18 protein-coding genes are annotated in these 17,886 nt (G+C 62.2%); 11 read left to right on the plus strand and 7 right to left on the minus strand.

From position 1 onward, the window contains the following. The first annotated feature begins 4 nt into the window (after positions 1–4). Positions 5–1,021 carry an LLM class flavin-dependent oxidoreductase gene (locus ACN9MX_RS06750; RefSeq protein ID WP_426387412.1) on the plus strand — a complete coding sequence of 339 codons (1,017 nt, stop codon included), beginning with the start codon at positions 5–7 and terminating at the stop codon, positions 1,019–1,021. Positions 1,022–1,087: 66 nt separating this feature from the next. Here the strand turns inward: ACN9MX_RS06750 and ACN9MX_RS06755 are convergent, their stop codons facing one another. Continuing rightward, positions 1,088–1,984, minus strand: a complete 897-nt coding sequence (locus tag ACN9MX_RS06755) for a LysR family transcriptional regulator (protein WP_363755216.1) — start codon at positions 1,982–1,984, stop codon at positions 1,088–1,090. A gap of 190 nt (positions 1,985–2,174) precedes the next feature. On the opposite strand from ACN9MX_RS06755, the gene ACN9MX_RS06760 reads away from it, so the two are divergent. From ACN9MX_RS06760 to ACN9MX_RS06795, 8 genes are all read left to right on the plus strand, one after another. Continuing rightward, a complete protein-coding gene (locus ACN9MX_RS06760; protein ID WP_363734396.1) occupies positions 2,175–3,287 on the plus strand; it encodes an S-(hydroxymethyl)glutathione dehydrogenase/class III alcohol dehydrogenase in 1,113 nt (370 codons plus the stop codon). Positions 3,288–3,320: 33 nt separating this feature from the next. Then, complete coding sequence (locus ACN9MX_RS06765) at positions 3,321–3,728, plus strand: VOC family protein (protein WP_363734395.1); 408 nt, start codon at positions 3,321–3,323, stop codon at positions 3,726–3,728. Between the two features lie 9 nt (positions 3,729–3,737). Continuing rightward, on the plus strand, positions 3,738–4,580 hold the full coding sequence (gene fghA / locus ACN9MX_RS06770; RefSeq protein ID WP_426387486.1) for an S-formylglutathione hydrolase: 843 nt from the start codon (positions 3,738–3,740) through the stop codon (positions 4,578–4,580). A gap of 3 nt (positions 4,581–4,583) precedes the next feature. Continuing rightward, a complete protein-coding gene (locus tag ACN9MX_RS06775) occupies positions 4,584–4,895 on the plus strand; it encodes a 2Fe-2S iron-sulfur cluster-binding protein (protein ID WP_363734394.1) in 312 nt (103 codons plus the stop codon). Then, the gene (locus tag ACN9MX_RS06780; RefSeq protein ID WP_426387414.1) at positions 4,895–5,299 is read left to right on the plus strand and encodes a ketosteroid isomerase-related protein; all 405 of its coding nucleotides are present in this window, start codon (positions 4,895–4,897) and stop codon (positions 5,297–5,299) included. The genes ACN9MX_RS06775 and ACN9MX_RS06780 overlap by 1 nt, the downstream gene beginning before the upstream one ends. Continuing rightward, positions 5,296–5,895 (plus strand): GNAT family N-acetyltransferase, encoded by a 600-nt coding sequence (locus tag ACN9MX_RS06785; protein ID WP_426387415.1) that lies wholly within the window; start codon positions 5,296–5,298, stop codon positions 5,893–5,895. Before ACN9MX_RS06780 ends, ACN9MX_RS06785 begins: the two co-directional genes overlap by 4 nt. Positions 5,896–6,026: 131 nt before the next feature. Further along, positions 6,027–6,986: a carbon-nitrogen hydrolase family protein gene (locus ACN9MX_RS06790; RefSeq protein WP_426387416.1), complete on the plus strand. Its 960-nt coding sequence runs from the start codon at positions 6,027–6,029 to the stop codon at positions 6,984–6,986. After that, positions 6,983–8,242 (plus strand): NAD(P)/FAD-dependent oxidoreductase, encoded by a 1,260-nt coding sequence (locus ACN9MX_RS06795; protein WP_363755222.1) that lies wholly within the window; start codon positions 6,983–6,985, stop codon positions 8,240–8,242. The genes ACN9MX_RS06790 and ACN9MX_RS06795 overlap by 4 nt, the downstream gene beginning before the upstream one ends. 176 nt (positions 8,243–8,418) lie before the next feature. Here ACN9MX_RS06795 and ACN9MX_RS06800 read toward each other — a convergent pair whose 3' ends face one another. From ACN9MX_RS06800 to ACN9MX_RS06815, 4 genes are all read right to left on the minus strand, one after another. Continuing rightward, positions 8,419–8,847, minus strand: coding sequence for a GlcG/HbpS family heme-binding protein (locus ACN9MX_RS06800; RefSeq protein ID WP_426387417.1), 429 nt, complete (start codon positions 8,845–8,847; stop codon positions 8,419–8,421). Between the two features lie 160 nt (positions 8,848–9,007). Next, complete coding sequence (locus tag ACN9MX_RS06805; RefSeq protein WP_426387418.1) at positions 9,008–10,456, minus strand: NAD-dependent succinate-semialdehyde dehydrogenase; 1,449 nt, start codon at positions 10,454–10,456, stop codon at positions 9,008–9,010. 13 nt (positions 10,457–10,469) lie between these two features. Further along, positions 10,470–11,753, minus strand: a complete 1,284-nt coding sequence (locus ACN9MX_RS06810) for a pyruvate dehydrogenase complex dihydrolipoamide acetyltransferase (protein WP_426387419.1) — start codon at positions 11,751–11,753, stop codon at positions 10,470–10,472. Between the two features lie 17 nt (positions 11,754–11,770). Continuing rightward, positions 11,771–13,960, minus strand: coding sequence for an alpha-ketoacid dehydrogenase subunit alpha/beta (locus ACN9MX_RS06815; RefSeq protein ID WP_426387420.1), 2,190 nt, complete (start codon positions 13,958–13,960; stop codon positions 11,771–11,773). A 147-nt stretch (positions 13,961–14,107) separates the two neighbouring features. Between ACN9MX_RS06815 and ACN9MX_RS06820 the strand changes: the two genes are divergently transcribed. Further along, positions 14,108–14,650, plus strand: coding sequence for a VOC family protein (locus ACN9MX_RS06820; RefSeq protein WP_363828270.1), 543 nt, complete (start codon positions 14,108–14,110; stop codon positions 14,648–14,650). Between the two features lie 3 nt (positions 14,651–14,653). Next, a complete protein-coding gene (locus tag ACN9MX_RS06825) occupies positions 14,654–15,379 on the plus strand; it encodes a GntR family transcriptional regulator (protein ID WP_426387421.1) in 726 nt (241 codons plus the stop codon). Positions 15,380–15,505: 126 nt separating this feature from the next. On the opposite strand, the gene ACN9MX_RS06830 is transcribed toward ACN9MX_RS06825, so the two are convergent. Both ACN9MX_RS06830 and ACN9MX_RS06835 read right to left on the minus strand, forming a co-directional pair. Further along, entirely contained in the window at positions 15,506–16,276 is a 771-nt protein-coding gene (locus ACN9MX_RS06830) for a cyclase family protein (RefSeq protein WP_133654761.1), read from the minus strand. 59 nt (positions 16,277–16,335) lie between these two features. Continuing rightward, positions 16,336–17,832 carry a purine-cytosine permease family protein gene (locus ACN9MX_RS06835; protein WP_363735870.1) on the minus strand — a complete coding sequence of 499 codons (1,497 nt, stop codon included), beginning with the start codon at positions 17,830–17,832 and terminating at the stop codon, positions 16,336–16,338. Positions 17,833–17,886: the final 54 nt, after the last annotated feature.

A 17,886-nucleotide genomic window follows, 5' to 3' on the forward strand; every position in this document is an offset into this window, starting at 1 on the left:
GCTTGTGAAGAAGATCGGATTCCTTTCCTTCGGTCACTGGTCCGACGCAGCCTTCTCGGAGACCCGCACAGCGTCGGATGTCCTGCATCAATCGATCGACCTCGCGGTCGCGGCTGAGGAACTGGGACTCGACGGAGCCTATTTTCGCGTGCATCACTTCGCGCGCCAGCTCGCTTCGCCTTTTCCATTGCTGGCGGCCATCGGCGCTCGCACGAAGCGGATCGAAATCGGCACCGGCGTCATAGACATGCGGTATGAAAACCCCCTCTACATGGTCGAAGATGCCGGGGCGGCGGACCTCATCGCCGGCGGGCGGCTACAGCTTGGCATCAGCCGGGGATCGCCGGAACAGGTGATCGATGGATGGCGCCATTTCGGCTATGCGCCGGCTCAAGGTGAAAGCGGCTCCGACATGGGGCGGCGGCATGGCGAGGTATTCCTCAGATTGCTCAAGGGCGAGGGTTTTGCCGAGCCCAACCCACGCCCGATGTTTCCCAATCCGCCCGGCAAGCTGCGCCTCGAGCCACATTCGGCTGGGCTGCGCGACCGGATCTGGTGGGGTTCGGCATCGAACGCAACCGCGGAATGGGCAGCGCGCATGGGCATGAACCTGCAAAGCTCGACACTCAAGGCCGACGAGACCGGCGAACCCTTTCACATTCAGCAGGCCAGGCAAATACGGGCCTACCGCGAAGCCTGGGCCGCTGCCGGTCATGATCGCCAGCCAAGGGTGTCCGTGTCGCGCTCGATCTTCGCGCTCGTTGACGAACGCGACAGGCGTTATTTCGGACGGGATGACAGCGCGGACCAGATCGGCGTGATCGACAATATGCGCGCGGTTTTCGGTCGATCCTATGCTGCCGAACCCGACAGGCTGATCGAACAGTTGCGGGAGGACGAAGCCATTGCCGAGGCCGACACCCTGTTGCTGACCGTGCCTAACCAGCTTGGCGTCGACTATAACGCCCATGTGCTGGAGGCTATCCTGACCCATGTCGCGCCCGCGCTGGGCTGGCGCTGACTGGGACGCGCCGATGCGGCTGGAGCGCGCGCACTGCGGCAATTCCGACGCAGTGCGCGGCGTGTATCAAGCCAATGTTCGACGACTGTTGATGGCCGGCCCAAGCTCGTGCACCAGGCAATTCACGACTTGCTGGACCTTCTGCGACAGATGACGACGCTGCGGATAGACCGCCCAGATCGGCTCGTCATTGGGTTGCAGATCATCGAAAAGCAGTTCCACCATGCCATGCTTGAGATAGGGCAGGACGTAGAAGTCAGGTAACTGGCAAATGCCCAGACCCGAAACGCAGGCTTCCATCACGGCATGGCCGCTATTGCACCTGAAGCGCCCCCTGGGTCGATGGATGATTTCGCGTTCGCTGACCTTGAAATGCCATGTCGCCGCCGTACCGGCGATGCATTCATGGGACGCCAGGTCCTCGATACGCTTCGGGCGCCCCGCAGATGCAAGATAGCTTGGCGCGGCGCAGGTGTAGAGGCTTCGAGACGCCACCTGTGTCGCTATCAGCCGGGTATCACTTACCGAACCTGTTCTTATCGCGAGATCAAACCCTTCGCCAACCAGGTCGATGACACGATTGGACAGTTCGATGATCACGTTCAGCTTGGGATGCTGCATGGCAAAGCGTCGGATGATCGGCGCCACGAACCGCTCGCCCAGCGCTGTCGAACATGTAACGCGCAGTTCGCCCAACAGGTCTCCACTGTCCCCGACAAGCGCAATTGCTTCATCCCTGTCCTGAGCAATGCGCTCACATCGCTCCAGGAAAATGCGACCTGTGTCCGTCAGTTTGACGGTGCGGGTGGTGCGGTGAAAAAGTTGCGCCTGGAGCCGTTGCTCCAGGGCCATGATCGACCGGCTGACATGGGTTGTCGACATTCCCAGGCTCTTTGCACCGTGTGTGAAGGACCCCGTCGTAGCGACGCTGATGAACTCGTCGATACCGTCCCAGGCGGACATCTCATTATCCCTTCAGAGAAATAAACTTTTGCGAAAAGATCATATTATCACTTCGCTGAAAAAGCGCTAGTGTCCGGCATCAAGAGGGCCTTCCGTGGTTTGCTGCCATCATTCGCATGGGCGCGAAGCTTACCAGCCATGCCACGGCATGCTCGCTTCTAAAAAATCCGAACGGAATGAGGACTGAGACATGAAAACCCGCGCCGCAGTCGCCTTTGAAGCAAAAAAGCCGCTAGAGATCGTGGAAGTGGACCTGGAAGGCCCCAAGGCCGGTGAGGTTCTTGTCGAGATCATGGCGACCGGCATCTGCCATACTGACGCCTATACGCTGGACGGTTTCGACAGCGAGGGCATCTTCCCCTCGATCCTGGGCCATGAGGGCGCGGGCATCGTGCGTGAGGTTGGCCCCGGCGTAACCAGCGTGAAGCCGGGGGACCATGTGATCCCGCTCTACACGCCCGAATGCCGCCAGTGCAAAAGCTGCCTGTCCGGCAAGACGAACCTGTGCACCGCGATCCGCGCCACGCAGGGCAAGGGGCTGATGCCTGACGGCACGACGCGCTTTTCCTACAAGGGCCAGCCGATCTTCCACTATATGGGCTGCTCGACCTTCTCGAACTTCACCGTCCTGCCCGAGATTGCAGTGGCGAAGATCCGTGAGGACGCCCCCTTCCAGTCCAGCTGCTACATCGGCTGCGGCGTGACGACGGGCGTCGGCGCGGTCATCAATACGGCCAAGGTTCAGGTCGGCGACAATGTCGTCGTCTTCGGCCTCGGCGGCATCGGCCTCAACGTGATCCAGGGCGCGCGCCTTGCCGGCGCCAAAAAGATCATCGGCGTCGACCTCAACCCCGATCGCGAGGAATGGGGCCGCAAGTTCGGCATGACCGACTTCCTCAATTCAAAGGGCCTCTCGCGCGAGGAAACCGTTGCGAAGGTGGTCGAACTGACCGACGGCGGCGCCGACTATACGTTCGACGCGACCGGCAATACCGAGGTGATGCGCACCGCGCTGGAGGCATGCCATCGCGGTTGGGGCACCTCGATCATCATCGGCGTGGCCGAGGCGGGCAAGGAAATCTCGACCCGTCCCTTCCAGCTCGTGACGGGCCGCAACTGGCGCGGCACCGCCTTCGGCGGCGCCAAGGGCCGCACCGACGTTCCCAAGATCGTCGACATGTACATGACCGGCAAGATCGAGATCGACCCGATGATCACCCACGTCATGGGCCTGGAAGAGATCAATACCGCTTTCGACCTGATGCACGCCGGCAAGAGCATCCGCTCGGTCGTCGTCTTCTGACCCTAGTTACTTCCACCTGCAAGGAGAGAAAAAATGGCCGATCCAGTGATTTCCGGAAACGAGGTCTTTTCGCATACATGCATCGGCGCGAGCGATCTTGCCGCATCGACGAAGTTCTATGACGCGGCGCTCGGTGCGCTCGGCATCAAGAACATGGGTCCCTTTGGCGACAGCTGCTTCCTCTACGGCAAGGACAAGCCCGCATTCCTGGTGCTGAAGCCCGGCAATGGCGGCGAGCCCAGCAGCAACGGCGTCACCATCGGTTTCTCCGCTGCCAGCCCGGCAGAGGTCGATGCCTTCCATGCGGCGGGAGTGGCCGCCGGCGGTACGGATGAGGGTGCAGCCGGTCCGCGCGGCCACCTGCCCGGCGCCTATGCCGGTTACCTGCGCGATCCGGCAGGCAACAAGGTCTGCGCCTACACCTTCACGGACGGCAACTGACCCATGGCGATGGAGCAGGTCAGCACGAACCGGTCCTTCGGCGGTGAGCAGGGCGTGTATAAACATGCCTCTGCCGCCACCGGGACAGAGATGACCTTTTCGGTCTTCGTTCCCCCCCATCAGCCCGGGACGAAGCTGCCGGTCGTCTGGTATCTGTCCGGGCTGACCTGCACCCACGCCAATGTTACGGAAAAAGGCGAGTTTCGCGCGGTTTGCGCGGAACTCGGCCTGATCTTCGTCGCGCCCGACACCTCGCCGCGCGGAGAAGGCGTGCCGGATGATCCGGCTGGAGCCTATGATTTCGGTCTGGGTGCCGGCTTCTATGTCGACGCGACGCAGCCGCCCTTCGATCGCCATTATCGGATGTGGTCCTATGTGACCGAAGAACTGCCTGCCCTGATCGCAGAAAATTTCCCCGTGGACATGGATCGCCAGTCGATCATGGGCCATAGCATGGGCGGTCACGGTGCCCTCACCGTCGCGCTCCGCAATCCGGGCAAATATGCGTCGGTGTCGGCCTTTGCGCCCATCGTCGCACCTGGCCAGGTGCCCTGGGGGGAAAAGGCACTGACCGGCTATCTGGGCCAAGATCGCGCGACATGGCGCCTGCATGATGCGGTGGCGCTAATCGAGGACGGCGCCCGCGTGCCGGACCTGCTGGTCGACCAAGGCAGCGCGGATCCTTTCCTGGAAAAGGAATTGCGGCCGGAACTTCTCAAAAGCGCTTGCGAGGCGGCAGGCATCGACCTGACGCTCAACCTGCGCGAAGGCTATGACCATAGCTATTATTTCATTTCAACTTTCATGGCCGACCATTTGCGCTGGCATGCGGCCCGCCTCAGCAAGGATTGATTGATGGTTCAGATTTTCGTGACTGGTCGCGACGGCACCGAACATGCAGTGCAGGCCGAGGCTGGTCTGTCGCTGATGGAAGCGATCCGGGACAATGGCCTTGACGAGCTGCTCGCGCTTTGCGGCGGATGCTGTTCCTGTGCGACCTGCCATGTCTATGTGGAGGAAGGCCCCGAAACCTCGTCGGTCAGCGAAGACGAGAATGACCTGCTCGACAGCAGCGACCATCGCAATGGCCTGTCGCGCCTATCCTGCCAGATTGCGCTGACGGCGGAACTGGATGGATTGCGCGTCACCATCGCGCCGGAGGACTGATGAACGAAACCCTTCTGTCCCGCTATTATGCCGCCTTCAACCGTGGCGATGCCGGGGCCATGCTCGACCTGCTGACGGAGGATGTCGTGCATGAGCCCTCGCAGGGCGAACCGCGCCATGGCAAGGCCGCCTTCGCTGCGTTTCTCGATCACATGAACCGCTGCTACCGCGAGCAGGTGATAGATCCGGTCTTCCTGAGTTCGTCGGACGGTACCCGCGCGGCGGCCGAATTCCAGCTGCAGGGCGAATATCTCCTGACCGACAGCGATCTTCCGCCCGCGCACGGTCAGCGCTATCGGCTTCGGGTCGGCGCCTTTTTCGACATTGTCGACGGCCGGATCGCGCGGGTCAGCAACCATTACAACCTCGCCGACTGGCTGCGGCAGGTCAGCGAAGCGGCATGATGGCCGATCAGGCCGCGCCGCTGGTGGTAGAGCGGATCGGCCGCGACGACCTGTCGCTGCGCGCGCTCGCGACGCTGCGCATGACTGTGTTCAGGACGTGGCCCTATCTCTATGACGGCAGCCTGGATTATGAGGCGGCCTATCTGGACGAATTTCTGAGCGCTGACGACGCGATCGTCATCGTCGCGCGGGTCGGCGACATTCCCGTCGGCATGGCGACCGCTTCACCCATGGCGACGCAATCGGACGTGATCAAGCGACCCTTTCTGGCTGCCGGGGTCGATATCGGAACGACTCACTATTTCGGGGAATCGGTTCTGCTTCCGCAATTTCGCGGACAGGGCATCGGCCATCGCTTTTTCGACGAACGGGAGGCTGCAGCCAAAGCAGCCGGTGCGGATTGCACCGCCTTTTGCGCTGTGGTGCGGGAGGAAAACGATCCGCGCCGTCCCGATGACGCGCGGGATTTGCATGATTTCTGGCAAAAGCGCGGCTATCGCCTTGCGCCTCACTACGACACGCATCTGTCGTGGAAGGAGGTCGGGGATGTGCAGGATAGCGAACATCTCATGCGCTTCTGGATCAAGAAATTCTAGAATGATTTCCAGGCGATCCGAACCGATCGCCGGTCAGGAAATACGAGGAATGCAGCATTCGGGCGGTGATCTGATCCCATCAGATCAAAATCCGCCGTCGGAAAGGCATTAACCGGGGGAACGGGACGAAGGTGGAAGAAGTTCGGATCGCGGCGGCACAATATCCGATCGAGCTGCTGCCAAGCTATGAAGCGTGGGAAGCCAAGATCAGCCTATGGGTGGCAGAGGCGGCTGGCCAGGGTGCTCAACTGCTGCTTTTCCCAGAATATGCAGCGATGGAACTGGCTGGCTGCGATCCGGCGGCTGCATCCGACCTTCAGCGCTCATTGGAACTGGTGATGGCACTCAGCGACCGGGCGGACGAACTGCACCGGCGTCTCGCCAGACGCCATGGGCTGGTGATCGTGGCGGGCAGCGGCCCGGTGCGCGACGACCGCGGGTTGATCGTCAACCGCGCGCGGCTTTTCTGTCCTGACGGCAGCATGGGCTGGCAGGACAAGATCGTGATGACCCGCTTCGAACGCGAAATCTGGGGTATTTCGGGCGGCACGCGGATCAACACTCTGGACACGCCCTTCGGCCCGGTCGGCATCTCCATCTGCTACGACTCGGAATTCCCATTGATCGCGCGCGCACAGGCTGAGGCCGGAGCGCGGATCATCCTCGTGCCTTCGGCGACCGACAGCATGCAGGGCTATTGGCGGGTGCGGATCGGCGGACAGGCGCGCGCGCTCGAAAATCAATGCTATGTGGTGCAGGCGCCAACGGTGGGACTTGCCCCCTGGTTACCCTCGCTCGATGAAAATTACGGCGCGGCGGGCGTCTATGGCCCGCCGGATGGCATCACCCCGGATGACGGCATCTTTGCCATCGGCCATGCCAATGACGGTCAATGGTTGTTCGCGGATGTCGATCTGACTCAAGTCGATGAGTGGCGGCGGAACGGCAGCGTCCTGCCTTTCCGGCACTGGCCCGAACAAATGGTCGGCCAGGCATCGATGCCCGCCGGCATCGCCAATGACAATGCGGTGGAACCTGTAGAGAGGCAGAATGGCAGCACCCTGCCGTTGGTTGAAGGGCTGAACGAATGAGTTATTATGACGTTCTGATCGTGGGCGCGGGTCATGCTGGTGCCCAGGCAGGGATATCGCTGCGGCAGCTTGGCTTTGAAGGGTCGATCGGGATGATCGGCGATGAGAAGGATCCGCCCTATGAGCGCCCTCCCCTTTCGAAGGAATATTTTGCGGGTGACAAGAGCTTTGAGCGCATCCTGATCAGGCCGGCGAGTTTCTGGGCAGAACGCGGGATCGACATGCTGCTGGGCCATCGGGTCAAGGCGGTGGATCCGGTGGGCAAGTTCGTGACCATGGGCGGCAAGGAAACGGGCGATCGGGAAATCGGCTATGGCAAGCTGATCTGGGCGACGGGCGGCTCGCCGCGCATGTTGACCTGCACCGGCGCCGAAGCGTCCAATGTCCACGCCGTGCGCCGTCGCGACGATGTCGACGCGATGATGGCGAAGATCGACCAGATCAACCATGTGACGGTGATCGGCGGCGGCTATATCGGGCTGGAGGCGGCCGCGGTGCTGAGCAAGTTCGGCAAGAAGGTCGTGCTGCTAGAGGCCCTGGACCGCGTGCTGGCGCGCGTTGCGGGCGAGGAGCTGTCGCGCTTCTACGAAGCGGAGCATCGCGCCCATGGCGTCGACCTGCGCACCGGCGCGCGCATGGACTGCATCGAAGTGACCGATGGCGATGCGGGTCCTCGGGCGACCGCCGTGCTGATGCAGGATGGCGAGCGGATCGAGACCGACATGGTCATCGTGGGCATCGGCATTATCCCGGAAACCGGCCCGCTGATCGCGGCGGGCGCCGTGGGCGGCAATGGCGTGGATGTGGACGAATATTGCCGCACCAGCCTGCCCGACATCTATGCGGTGGGCGATTGCGCCGCCCATGCCAACAGCTTCGCCCGCGGCGCGCAGATCCGGCTTGAATCGGTTCAGAACGCCAATGACCAGGCGAAGACGGCGGTCAGCCATATCATGGGCAAGGAAGAACCCTATCATGCCGTGCCCTGGTTCTGGTCGAACCAATATGACCTGAAGCTCCAGACCGTGGGCCTTTCAACAGGGCATGACCAGACGATCCTGCGCGGCGACCCGGCAACCCGCAGCTTCTCTGTCCTCTATCTCAAATCCGGCAGGCTCATCGCGCTCGACTGCGTCAATGCGGTCAAGGATTATGTCCAGGGCCGAGCCCATGTCATTTCCGGCGCACTGCTCGACCAGGCACAGCTCGCCGACCCCGGCGTCCCGCTCAAAGAAGTGGGCGAATATTCGGCCTGAACCATTTCCCGATCAGCGGCAGGTGTCGGTCGCCCGGAATCAATCTGGAGCGGGGTCGGTCTGATTAAATCAGATCGACCCCGCTCCAACAAAGCGGTTCTACCACATAGCTGCCGGGCGACAGCAGAAGCATGGGCAGTTTGACGGCAGTCCTGTGGACTGCCGCGTGGCTAGTATCAGCCCTGTGCGACCAGACCGGCCGCTGCAATACCCGCGAGTGCAGCCGCCTCGTCATTGTCGGACGTGTCGCCGGTGATGCCGATGGCGCCCACGATCTTGCCGGCAGCATCCTTGACGATGACGCCGCCCGCCGCCGGAATGATGCCTGCCGCTGCAATGGGGCCCAGCGAAGCGACAAAGCTCGGACGCTCAGCAGCCATGTCAGCGATTGCCCGCGAGTTGATGCCGAGCGCGAGCGCACCCGAAGCCTTGCCGGTAGCAATCTGCGGACGCAGCGTCGAAGCGCCATCAGCACGCTGGAAGGCGATCAGATGACCGCCCGGGCACAGCACCGCGATCGACAGCGGCTTGAGGTTCAGCTCCTTGCCCTTGGCAAAGGCAGCGGCGATGATGGTATTCGCCTGATCAAGGGTGATCACACTCATGAGTAACTCCTGTTGAAATGGGGTACCGGGAATCGGGCGGCGGGTTGTCCGGTCAACCGGTTCGACCGAACGGAGGAGCAGCGTGCCCCTCCGCTCGGCCGAACTGGATCGCAGCACAGCTTAGTTCCGGCCTGCGTCTTCACCGAATGACAGGGCAGGACTAGATGCCGGCCATGCACAGATATTTGAGTTCGAGATAGTCCGCGATCCCGTGCGATGAACCCTCTCGCCCGACGCCGGACTGCTTGATTCCACCGAACGGAGCCACCTCGTTCGAAATCAGGCCGGTGTTGATGCCGACCATACCGCATTCAAGCGCTTCAGCGACGCGCCACACCCGACCAAGGTCGCGACTGTAAAAATAGCCGGCCAGTCCGAACTCGCTGGCGTTGGCCAGCTGGACCGCCTCCTCCTCCTTATCGAACAGGAAGATGGAAGCCACAGGTCCGAAGGTTTCCTCATGCGCTACAAGCATCTCGGTCGAACAGCCCGCCAGCACGGTCGGCTCGAAGAAGCTTCCGCCCAGCGCGTGCCTCTTGCCGCCCACGACCAGCCTGGCGCCCTTCGCCACCGCATCGGCGACATGTTCTTCGACCTTGGCGACTGCAGCGTTGTCGATCAGCGGACCTTGCGTCACGCCTTCATCGGTTCCGCGGCCAACGCGCAAGCCCGTGACAGCCTTGGCCAGCTTCTCGATGAATGCGTCGGCCACCGCTCGCTGCACATAGATGCGATTGACGCAGACGCAGGTCTGGCCGCTGTTCCGGTATTTCGACAGCATAGCGCCCTCGACCGCCGCATCGATGTCCGCGTCATCGAACACGATGAAAGGCGCGTTGCCGCCCAGTTCCATCGACATCTTCTTCACCGTCGCGGCACTTTGCTCCATCAACAGGCGGCCGACCTCGGTCGATCCCGTGAAGCTTATCTTGCGCACCGTCGGGTTGGACGTCAGTTCGCCGCCAATCTCGCGCGACCGCCCGGTCACGACATTGAGAACGCCGTCAGGCACGCCGCTGCGCTCGGCCAGGGCAGCCAGGGCCAGAGCCGTCAGCGGCGTCTGCATGGCGGGCTTCAACACCATGGTGCATCCAGCGGCGAGCGCCGGCCCCGCCTTGCGCGTGATCATCGCAGCCGGGAAATTCCATGGCGTGATCGCAGCCGTGACACCGACCGGCTGCTGGATCACCACGATCCGCGCGTCCGTGCGTGGGCTGGGGATCACCTCGCCATAGGTGCGCTTGGCTTCTTCCGCGAACCATTCGATGAAGCTGGCGGCGTAGATTATCTCACCGCGTGCTTCGGCAATCGGCTTGCCCTGCTCGCTGCTCAGGATCAGCGCCAGATCGTCGGCGGCATCAAGTATCGCCTGATACCAGCGCCGCAGAATCTGCGAACGCTGTGCCGCAGTCCGTTCCCGCCAGCCGGGAAGCGCAGCCTCTGCGGCCTCGATGGCCTGCCGTGTCTCATCCGCGCCATAGTTCGGCACAGCGGCAATTTTCGCGCCGCTGGCCGGGTCAGTCACGTCGATTTCGGGTGAACCGATCCATGCACCACCGATCAAGCACTGATCTTTCAGGAGGGACGGATCCCTTAAAGGCAAAGTCATGGAAAACCTCCTATCAGAGCATCAGGCGCAAGGGCTGCTCGATGAGCGCCTTGAACGCGGCCAGGTATCGCGCACCAACAGCGCCATCGACGGCCCTGTGATCGACGGACAATGTGCAGGACATGACGGTCGCCGGCACGCAGGCGTCGCCCCGGACGACCGGCCGGCGCTCGGCAGCCCCCACTGCCAGAATGCAGCTTTGCGGCGGATTGATGATCGCGGAAAAAGCCTTCACGCCGAACATGCCCAGATTGGAAATCGTGAAGCTTCCACCCTGATATTCCGCAGGCTGAAGGAGACCGTCGCGGGCGCGCGCCGCCAGTGCCTTGACCTCTGCCGAGATGCTGGCGAGTCCGGCGCGATCGGCCTGTTTGACGATCGGCGTGATCAAGCCGCCATCGGTCGCAACCGCGACAGAGACGTCGACATTGTGGAATTGAAGGATCGCATCGTCGGTCCAGGCCGTATTCGCCTCCGGGACCTGACGAAGCGCCAGCGCGGCAGCCTTGATCACGAAATCGTTGACCGAAAGCTTGTACTGCCCCTCGCCTTGCGAATTGAGCGTTTCCCGCAGATCGAGAAGCGCATCGATCTCGCAATCCGCCTCCAGGTAGAAATGCGGGATCGTTGATTTCGCTTCGGTCAGCCGGCGAGCAATCACCTTCCTGATGTTGGTCAGTGGTATTTCGTCACGAGGCTGATCGACCGGTGCCGCCGGGCGTGCCCGTGTCGGGCTCGACGACGGCGCCACGTCAGCCGCGGATGCGCGGGCCGGCTCCGGACGCGCTGCGGCTGCGGCCTCTATGTCCACCCGCACGACGCGACCCCGCGGGCCGCTGCCTTTCAGGCTTTCAATCTCCACGCCCTTTTCCTGGGCAAGCCGGCGGGCGAGCGGGGAAGCGGGACTGCGGCGATGCGCCAGCCCATCCGTGGACGATCCTGCTGCGGCAGACACCTGCTTCGCGACAGAAGCCGGTTGGGCGGGTGCCTGTTGAGCAGGGGCCTTGTCGTCCCCGGCGACCTCTACCGCGTCGGCGCCGAGATCGTCCGCCTGTTCACCCTCGGCGAGCAGCAGGGCGATGGGTGCGTTGAGGGCAACCGTCGCTCCCTCGGCGGCAACGAGCCTGCCAATCGTACCGGCCCGCTCCGCCTCCAGTTCCATGGTCGCCTTGTCGGTTTCGATTTCGGCGATGACTTCACCGACGGCAACCGCATCCCCAACGGATTTCAGCCAGCGCGCGATGGTCGCTTCTTCCATGCCGGCGGACAAGGCCGGCATCACGATCGTATGTGGCATTGCTATTCCTCGCGCGTTCAGGCCAGGGGCCGGCCCTGGCCGGCCATTGCCAGGCGCAGCCCAGCCTCGATATCTTCCGGTCCGGCAAAGGCCGCGGATTCCAGCACCTTGGAAATGCTGGGCGACGCTTCGCTCCCGTGCACGCGCTGGACCGGCTGGTCGAGCATGTCGAAGCAGCGGTTCTGGATTTCAGCGGCCAGCCAGCCGCCATAGGAGGTGCCGTTCGCGCCCTGCTCCACGATCAGGACGTTGCCCGTCTTGTCGATCGACTGCTCGATCAGGGCCCAGTCGACCCCAGCCCGGTCCAGACTCCGCAGGTCGATCACATCGGCATCGATGCCCAGCTTCTCCACCGCCTCCAGCACTGGCCGCACCATCGCCAGATAGGTCAGGACGGTCAGATGCTGACCCGTCCGCACCCGCTTCGCCTTGCCCAGCGGGATGAAATAGTCGAGGTCGCCCACCGGCGCGGGGCCCTTGCTGTTGTACAGGTCGACATGCTCGAGCACCAGCACCGGATCCTTGCACCGCAGCGCGCTGTTCATCAGGCCCACATAATCATAAGGCGTGGAGGCGGCGACGATCCGCCAGCCCGGCGCCGTGGCGAAGATGCCGGCTGGATCCATCGAATGCTGCGACCCGTAGCCGGTGCCCATGGCAACCTTGGTGCGGAGCACGAGGGGCACTTCGCCGTCCCCGCCGAACATGTGGCGCGCCTTGCCGATCTGGTTGAACACCTGGTCAGCGGCCACCCACATGAAATCGGGATACATGAATTCGACCACGGGCACGAAGCGGCCGTCCATCGCGATCCCGCCCGCCAGGCCGACAAAGGCGTTCTCGGCGATCGGCGTGCCCAGAACCCGATCAGGGAAACTGCTGGACAATCCGCGGGTGGCGCCATTCGTGCCGCCCTTCAGGCGGTGCACGTCCTCACCCATGACGACGATGCCGTCATCCTCCCGCATGCGCCGTTCCATCACGTCGGCAACAACGTCGACGAAGCGGCTCTCGGTGATCTCGCCGGTAAACTCCTCCTGCTCCACATAGCGGACATCCCGCAGTTCGGACAGGTCGCCACGCACACCGAAGTCGCGGAAATCGGGAGAAGGCCACAGCGACGGGACAATGCGCCGCTTGCCTTCATGCTGCTCGACCAGCTCGGCTGCCGTCTCTTCCATCAGCGCCGCGGCGCGCGCCCTCAGCGAAGCAACCTGCTCATCGCCGATCAGCTGGCGAGCCGCCATTTCCGCCGCGACCCGGTCAATGGGATCGCGCGCGCGCCAAGCCTTTTCCTCATCCTTGCTCCGATATCCGAAGGCGCTGCCGGGCAGTGGCCCATTCTGGTGAAAATAGCGATAGACGTCGACTTCGATGATGGTCGGACCTTCGCCCGCGCGCATCGCCTTCACCGCCGCTTCGGACGCCAGATATACAGCGAGGGGATCCATGCCATCGACTTTCCAGGCGGGGATGCCGAAAGCCAGCCCGCGCGAGGAGAGCCTGGGCTCAGCGGTTGCCTCCTCCACCGTGGTCGATACTGCATAGCGGTTGTTTTCGATGAAGAAACACAGCGGCAGCTTCCACGCCGCCGCCAGGTTCATCGTTTCCAGCACGGACCCGATGTTGACCGCGCCGTCGCCGAAATAGGTGAAGGCCACATCACCGGTGCCAGCGCGCTTGTGCGCCCAGGCGGCACCCGCCGCACCTGGAACGCCACCGCCGACAATCGCGTTGGTGCCAAGATTGCCTGATTCCGCCCAACGCAGGTGCATGGAACCGCCCCGGCCCTTGCAATAGCCACGCGCCAGCCCGAGGATTTCGGACATCGTGCGATCAGCGATCGTCCTGACGTCATCGCCGAACGGAGCCGCGGATTCCAGTCCCTGCGGTGCGACATAATGCAGCGCTTTCGCCAGGAACTGGTGGTGCGCGCGATGCGAACCGTTGATCTGGTCGGAACCGCGCATGGCAAGCACCGATCCGACCGCGCCCCCTTCCTGCCCGATCGCAGAATGGGCGGGGCCGTGGACAAGGCCCTGCCCCGCCAGTTCCAGCACCTTCTCCTCGAACGCGCGGATCAGCACCATCGACGTCAACATCGAGTCGAGCAGCTTGGGATCAGCGGCTGCCCACGCGGCGGAATTGGTCGCCAGCGACACCCATGGAGTGCTCGGCTGCAAAGGCTCAGTGATGATTGCGTTCACGGTGTATCCTATCCGGTCATCTTGCGCCGCCGAACAACCATGATGGCGGGGAAATGTCAATGATTGGATCCGATCTTGGCATTTTTTCTTGACTGATCCATCGATTTTGCACAATTTTCCATGAATAGAATCCAATTGGAGACATTCATGGAACATCGCGGCGGGCTTCCGGGGCTGAGGGGCGTGGAGCATATCGGGTTCACGGTACCGGACCTTGAAGAGGCCACGCGCTTCTTCGTCGACGTGATCGGATGCGAATATTTCTATTCACTCGGACCGATCGAGGATGCCGAGGGCGATTGGATGGTCCATCACCTCAATGTTCCCGCCCGCACCCGCGTGCGCGAGTTGCGCTTCTTCCGATGCGGCTTTGGCCCCAATTTCGAGATTTTCGAATATGACGGGGACGGCCGGAACGCGGTGCCGCCCCGCAATTGCGATGTCGGCGGCCATCATCTCGCCTTCTACGTCGATGACTTCGATCTCGCGCTGGCGCATCTGAAGCGGCACGGGCTGCGCATTCTGGGCGAGCCGACCGTCCGCGCCACGGGCCCCAGCGGGGGGCAGACATGGGTCTATTTCCTCACGCCCTGGGATATGCAACTGGAGTTGGTGAGCTTTCCGGGAGGCAAGGGCTATGAGTCGACTACCACCCGACGGTTGTGGCACCCTGCCGATCCGGCCGCCTGAGGAGTGGAGACGATCGACAGGACAGCACCCGCGGAAACGAGCACGCATGAGACGTCGCTCACCACCGACCGCGTTACGGAAGGCATACGCGCGCTGATCCTCGCGGGTGAACTGCCCCCTGGCAGCCGTATCGGTCAGGAAGAGCTCGCCGCCCGCTTCTCGGTAAGCCGGATTCCCGTGCGCGTCGCGCTCGGCCGGTTGGAGAGTGACGGGCTCGTCGTGCTGAAACCGAGCAGCGGCGCCTGGGTGGCGAGGGTCGACCTGGCGGAATGCCTGGAAATCTACATGATCAGGGAACGGCTGGAGCCCCTGGCCTTGGCGCAATCAATCCCTAACATGACCGACGAACACATAGATCTGCTCGAGCGGCTGGTTGAAGACATGGCCGCATCAACGGACACCGAAACCTTCCTCAAACTGGATCGCATGTTTCATCTGGCGTCCTATGCGGACGCTGGAATGAAGCAGTTGCTCGCCATGATCGAGCGCTTCTGGAACACGACGCAGCACTATCGCCGCGCGTTCACCAGCCTGCTGGGTCGCGAACGCAACTGGATCATACATGCAGAACACAGGCTCATGGTCGATGCCATAAGGCGGCGTGACACGGAGGGTGCGGCGCATTTGCTGACGGAGCATATCCGTCGTACCCGGTGCGAACTGGCGCAGTGCTCGGATATGTTTCCCAATCCCGAATCGCCCCGCAAAAGACGTCGGAAGAGCGTATAGTGGCAACTTAACGATGTTGGTGGAATGAAGTCTAATATCGGCTGAATTTGCCAGTTTTCACTGCAGCTTATGTCAATCCAGCCAGCGGCCGCCAGCAAGTGCTGACGGCCGCCGATATGGTACAACTCAGCGCTCGACCAGCGCCAGCACGCGGCAGGGGCTGCCCGAACCGTTCTTGATCTTGAGCGGCGGTGTGATCAGCATTGCCCCGGTAGGCGGCAGGAGGTGCAGGTTGTTCAGGCTCGACAGGCCGAATTTGTTGTTTCCATGCATGTTGTAGTGGCACGGCAGCGGTTCCGCAAAGGTGGAGGACTGCCCTGAGTCCGTGCCCACCGGCTCTGTTCCCACACCGATAACATCGCGCTCCTTCGCCAGGAACTTGGCAACCTCGGGATGGTTGCCCGGCCAGTGGCCGCCATCTTCACGGACGTTCAGAAATGCGTCGGTATAGTTGCGCGATGCCCAACCCGTGCGGATCAGTGCCCAGGATCCTGCGGGGATGCGGCCATGTTCGGCTTCCCACTTCTCGATGTCCTCGACGGTGGTGAGATAGTCTTCATGGACGCGATCGGTAATGTCGATGACGCAGGCGGGAGCGATGAACCGCTTCACGGGAATCGTGTCGACCGCACCATCCTCGTAATGCCGGCCGGAAATCCAGTGGACGGGCGCATCGAAGTGCGTGCCGGTATGCTCGCCGCAGCTGAAGTTGTTCCAGTACCAGTCCGGCCCACGCTCATCGAAGCGGGAAATCTCTTCCATGTGGAAAGGCCACTGCTGATGATTGGGCTCGGGAAGCGGAATGATCGGCGTGCGTTCCTCCAGCGTGTGCGTCAGGTCGACGACCTCGACGCTCCCCGCCGACAAAGCCTGGGCCAGTTGTTGCAAGATTGCCATCGTTAGTCTCCTTGGTAGGTCTATTGTCTCTGGAAATTCACCGACGCTTTCGACGCCGGTCAGCCTGTTTCGCCATCCGAAATCGCCACCGCGTCACCAAGCCGCCGGGGCGCCGCGCCAGGTTCAAGGACGGCCGCGGAAGAATGCGGAAGGCTCGGCTTCAGCACCGTGGTGCGCAGGATCGGATAGATGATCATCGACAGGAACAAGGTCATGACGGCCTCGATCGGCACGATCTTCGCGAGGACATAGTGCACAAGGCCAACCGAAGCGACCAGGGTCACGACACCGGCCCAGTTGATGTTCTCAGGCGTCTCTGGGACGATCGTCGATTCCTTCCCCAGCCACGCCTTGACGACATAATAGTCCGCCACGATGATGCCCGCGAAGGCCGTTACGATGACACCGAGGAACGTGACCCAGAGTTCGATCAGTTCGAGGAGATGCCCATAGAGCATGAGCAGCGCGATGATGTTGGCCAGAATGACGAAGGTCAGTCGCCCCATCCTCAGGTTCAACGCGTCGAACAGGTTCGAGAGCGAAAGAGACGCGCTATAATTGTTGAGAACCTGTGTCTTCCCCTGCGCCAGAACGAGTAGGATTGCCCCAAACGCGCCGCCCAGAACGACGAACGCAGCAACGATGCTGTCCGGATTTTGCAGAGACGCCTTCTGCGCCGCCTCCACCGTCATGCCGGTGTGGTTGACATAATAATCCACCAGCGCCGGCCCACCGGCATACATGATGATCCCGCCAACGCAGAGCATCAGCAGGACGGACAGCACGCCGAACGTCGTCGACACGCCGGCATCAACCGAGCGGCGCGCATATCTGGCAATATCCGCACCGAAAAGCGCCATGCCACAGGCGGCTCCGAACAGGACGTTGACGGCAAAGATGAATTTGCCCATCTCGCTGCCCGCCCCCATCTGCTGCAACGCGTCCGGGGAAAATTGCGATCCGAACGAGAGCAGTTCACCAACGGGCTGCTTGCCGCCGGACACCACCAGATAAGTGATATAGGCCAGCACAGCCAACGACAGTGTCAGCGTGACCGACGAAGCCTTGGCGATCAGTTTGAAGCCGTATGATGTCAGCAGGATCCAGGCCAACGTCATAAGTCCGTAGATGACGATACGGGTCGTGACGGTGTCCGCAAGCTCGAAATAGAATATGAAGCCGCGATACAGAAGGGCATTCTCAAGCGCGAGAAAGCCGATGATCATAAAAGAGAAAATGAGGGAAGCGACGACCGAGCCGCGACGACCGAAGGCGAAATAGCGCGAAAGCACTGTGCTGGAGAGGCCCGTACGATAGGCGACATGGGCGCTGGCCCAGCTCAGCGGGATGCACACGATCGCAACGATGACGCCGGCCAGAAGCGCGAGTTTGAAACCCGCGACAAATGTCACCAGCGCGCCGAAGAACAACTGCACCAGCGAAACCACCACGCCTGCCGTGTTCCATGACAGGGCCAACCATCCCTGACGGGCGTCGTCCGGCACGCGTTCAAGGGCGTGGTCCTCGATGGTTTCCGAAAGGCTTTCAGCGCTCACTGCAGAAGTCCCTTCGTCAGGTTGCTCACTTGCATCGAATACCCCTTCGCGGGC

The sequence above is a fragment of the Sphingobium sp. R-21 genome (genome assembly GCF_049913335.1).
Classification (GTDB): domain Bacteria; phylum Pseudomonadota; class Alphaproteobacteria; order Sphingomonadales; family Sphingomonadaceae; genus Sphingobium.